This is a genomic window from Enterovibrio makurazakiensis (assembly GCF_050336585.1).
Classification (GTDB): Bacteria; Pseudomonadota; Gammaproteobacteria; order Enterobacterales; family Vibrionaceae; genus Enterovibrio; species Enterovibrio gelatinilyticus.
On the sequence record NZ_JAKJSE010000003.1, the window covers coordinates 1 to 3416 of the forward strand.

The window sequence follows — 3416 nt, forward strand, 5'->3', positions numbered from 1 at the left end:
GGCATCATCACTGCCTGTTACAGTCACCGTGATTTGGTGCTCAGAGCCGTCAGAAGCCGTCACTGTGATGGTGTCGGTGGCGGAATCGCCATCACCCAGAGACTGTGCATTGTCAGGGTTAACCGTGTAGGTCCATTCACCGTCCGTCAGTGTTAGGCTACCGTATTCGCCTTCCACCGTGCCGTTTTCAAGGGTCGGTTGTATCGCCGCATCAGGGTCACTGATGTTGATTGAGCCAGAGACAGAGGAATCGCCGCCTTCAGCAACAGACGCGCTCAAGTCGCCCGTGACGAAAGCTGCATCGTCGGTGCCTTCAACGGTTACCGTGATTTGATGGGTTGAGCCATCAGACGCTGTGAGGGTGAAGGTGTCGTTTGCCGATTCCCCGTCTGGCAGGGTTTGTGCGCTTTCGGCGTTAACCGTGTACGTCCACTCGCCGTCAGTGAGTGTAAGGCTACCGTATTCACCTTCAATCGTGGTGTTACTGATGGTTGGGTTTTCACCGTTATCCACATCATTGATGCTGATAGAGCCCGACACTGTGGTGCCTTGGTCCGTGGTGTTGCCAGCCGTGTCGCCTGTGACGACAGCGGCATCATTTGTGCCTGTGATAGTAATCACGATGTCTTGGGTGGTGCCGTCTGATGCGGTGACCGTAATGGTGTCCGTCGCGGTATCACCGTCAGCGAGCGATTGGATCGACGCGCTGTCAGCGGTGTATGTCCACGCGCCATCGACAAGCGTTAACGACCCGTATTCACCCGCCAAGGTGCCATTTGGAATGGTGGGCGTGTCACCGGTATCAACATCGGTGATCGTGATGGTGCCAGAGGCCGTTTGTGCGCCTGAATCTTCAGTAATCGCACCTGACGTATTGCCTTCAATGACAGCAGCATCGTCAGTACCAGTGATAGTAATGACAACATCCTGCGTGGTGCCATCCGACGCTATCACCGTGATGGTGTCAGTCGCAGTATCGCCATCAGCCAACGATTGAATCGAAGCGCTGTCAGCGGTGTACGTCCATGCGCCATCGACAAGCGTTAACGAACCGTATTCACCCGCCAAAGTGCCATTCGGAATGGTCGGTGTTTCACCCGTGTCCGCATCGGTGATCGTGATGGTGCCAGACGCGGTTTGTGCGCCCGTATCTTCAGTGATCGCACCTGACGTATTGCCTTCAATGACCGCAGCATCATCCGTACCCGTAATAGTAATCACGATGTCTTGGGTGGTGCCATCAGACGCCGTGACCGTGATGGTATCGGTCGCGGTATCACCATCAGCCAACGATTGGATAGACCCGCTGTCAGCGGTATAAGTCCAAGCGCCATCAACAAACGTCAACGACCCGTATTCACCCGCCAAGGTGCCATTTGGAATCGTGGGCGTGTCACCCGTATCAACATCGGTAATGGTGATGGTACCAGAGGCTGTTTGCGCACCAGTATCTTCAGTGATGCTAGCGGTGCTATCACCAGAGATAACTGCCGCATCATCTGCGCCTGTCACATCCACCGTGATTTGTTGCACCGTGCCATCCGATGCCGTCAGTGTGAACACCTCTTGCTCGGTTTGATTGTCATTCAGTGCATCGGCTTTAGACGGATCAACCGTGTAGGTCCAGTTACCGTCAGTCAGCGTGAAGGTACCGTAATCACCGTCGATCGAGACATTGTCAAAGCTTGGTGTGTCGCCGTCATCCACGTCAGTGATAGAGAGCGTGCCAGAGACACTGGTTTCTGGCGTGTCTGCGCCTAAATCAATGCCGCCAGAGGTCACACCCGTGACCACAGAGGCATCATCACTGCCTGTTACAGTCACCGTGATTTGGTGCTCAGAGCCGTCAGAAGCCGTCACTGTGATGGTGTCGGTGGCGGAATCGCCATCACCCAGAGACTGTGCATTGTCAGGGTTAACCGTGTAGGTCCATTCACCGTCCGTCAGTGTCAGGCTACCGTATTCGCCTTCAATCGTGCCGTTTTCAAGGGTCGGTTGTACTGCCGCATCTGGGTCGCTGATGTTGATTGAACCAGAAACAGAGGCATCGCCGCCTTCCGCCACACTGGCGCTCAAGTCGCCCGTGACAACCGCGGCATCATCGGTGCCTTCAACGGTCACCGTGATTTGATGGGTGGACCCATCAGATGCCGTTAAGGTGAAGGTGTCGTTTGCCGATTCNCCGTCTGGCAGGGTTTGTGCRYTNTCAGNGTTAACCGTGTAGGTCCAYTCGCCGTCAGTCAGTGTGAGGCTACCGTATTCCCCTTCRATNGTGATGTTATCGATGGTTGGGTTTTCACCGTTATCCACATCAYTGATGCTGATAGAGCCNGACACTGTGGTGCCTTGGTCCGTGGTGTTGCCAGCCGTGTCGCCTGTGACGACAGCGGCATCGTCAGTACCCGTGATGGTAATCACGATGTCTTGGGTGGTGCCGTCTGATGCGGTGACCGTGATGGTATCGGTCGCGGTATCGCCATCTGCCAGTGATTGGATAGATGCGCTGTCAGCGGTGTATGTCCATGCGCCATCAACCAAGGTCAGCGAGCCGTATTCACCGGTTAAGGTGCCATTTGGAATCGTTGGGGTGTCGCCCGTGTCTGCATCGGTGCTCGTGATGGTGCCAGAAGCTGTTTGTGCGCCAGTATCTTCAGTGATGCTCGCGGTGAAATCACCAGAGATAACTGCCGCATCGTCGGTGCCTGTGACATCCACCGTGATTTGTTGCACCGTGCCATCCGAGGCGGTCAGGGTGAACACCTCTTGCTCGGTCTGGTTGTCGTTCAGTGCATCGGCTTTGGACGGATCGACCGTGTAGGTCCAGTTACCGTCAGTCAGCGTGAAGGTACCGTAATCACCGTCGAGAGAGACATTGTCAAAGCTTGGTGTGTCGCCGTCATCCACGTCAGAAATCGAGAGCGTGCCAGAGACACTGGTTTGAGGCGTGTCTGCGCCTAAATCAATGCCACCCGAGGTCACACCCGTGACCACAGAGGCATCATCGCTGCCTGTTACCGTCACTGTAATTTGGTGCTCAGAGCCATCCGATGCAGTGACCGTGATGGTGTCTGTGGCTGAATCACCGTCACCTAAAGACTGTGCATTGTCAGGGTTGACCGTGTAGGTCCACTCACCGTCCGTCAGTGTAAGGCTACCGTATTCGCCTTCCACCGTGCCGTTTTCAAGGGTCGGTTGTATCGCCGCATCAGGGTCACTGATGTTGATTGAACCGGAGACAGACGCATCGCCGCCTTCAGCAACAGACGCGCTCAAGTCGCCCGTGACGAAAGCTGCATCGTCGGTGCCTTCCACGGTTACCGTGATTTGATGGGTTGAGCCATCAGACGCTGTGAGGGTGAAGGTGTCGTTTGCCGATTCACCGTCTGGCAGGGTTTGTGCACTGTCAGGGTTAACCG

At 55.4% G+C, this 3416-nt stretch carries 1 protein-coding gene; it reads right to left on the reverse strand.

Features of this window, described 5'->3' with window-relative positions; all coding sequences use genetic code 11:
• Positions 1-3390, reverse strand: a 3390-nt coding sequence (locus L4D06_RS00010) for a beta strand repeat-containing protein (protein ID WP_429737447.1), incomplete at its 3' end; no start/stop codon positions are given.
• Between the last annotated feature and the right edge of the window lie 26 nt (positions 3391-3416).